Source organism: Pseudomonas sp. 5.2, assembly GCF_059025405.1.
The window spans coordinates 1-940 of the sequence record NZ_JBYBHH010000050.1 but is presented as its reverse complement, the minus strand read 5'-3'; the positions used below and the strand labels follow the sequence as shown (position 1 = coordinate 940).

Here is a 940-nt window from a genome sequence, read left to right as displayed (position 1 = left end):
CAAGCCATCTTTGTTGGTCAGGGTGATGGTGTAGGTGATCGCACCACCTTCGGTAACCGAAGGGGTGGCAGTCAGCTTGGCCACGACATCGTCGGTGGTGTCGGTGACTTTGACCGAGGCGGCATCGCCCAGCTGCAGGTTTTCGAAGGCACGGCCATCGATGTCTGCTGCCGACTTCACGCCCAGCTCGATTTCACCGGCGTCTTTGTAGACGTCGTCGCCCTGCGCTTCGTGGGTGTACGGCGCGCTGGTTTCACCGGCTTTGATGGTAACGGTAGCGTTGTTGCTCAGCGTCACGACCAGATCGTGAGCCAGGGCGGTGTTGATGTGGACGGTGAAGGTCGGTTTGACGTTCTCGGCAACCGAGACTTGGTCAGCCGTAATGGTGACTTTGACCAAGTCGCCTTCGTTGCCCGGCGTATCTGGTTCGTCGGTCACAGCAGTGCTGACCGGAGTTTTGTCCAGAACCAGGTTCTCGAACTTGCCGACATCCGCGCCATCAACCGAAGCGATCGATTTGATCACTGGGTCGTTGGTACCGACGTAAACGTTATCCGGCGCAGTCACCGTGGTGAAGCCGGTAGTGCTGTTGGCCGGGACCGTGATGACGGTGGTGCCATCACTCAGGGTGAAGGTCAGCGCCGAGTGCTTGTCGATCGGCAGACCGTCTTTGTTGGTCAGGGTGATGGTGTAAGTGATCGCACCGCTTTCGGTGACCGAAGGGGTAGCGGTCAGCTTGGCCACCACGTCATCCGTGGTGTCAGTCACTTTGACCGACGCCGCATCGCCCAACTGCAGGTTCTCGAAGGCACGGCCGTCGATGTCTGCTGCCGACTTCACGCCCAACTCGATTTCACCGGCGTCTTTGTAAACGTCATCGCCTTGCGCTTCGTGGGTATACGGCGCGCTGGTTTCGCCCGCTTTGATGGTGACGGTGGCG

At 59.4% G+C, this 940-nt stretch carries 1 protein-coding gene; it reads right to left on the bottom strand.

Going from position 1 to position 940, the window contains the following annotated elements:
* Positions 1–940, bottom strand: a 940-nt coding sequence (locus AC5PZ0_RS28235) for an immunoglobulin-like domain-containing protein (RefSeq protein ID WP_493856206.1), incomplete at both ends; no start/stop codon positions are given.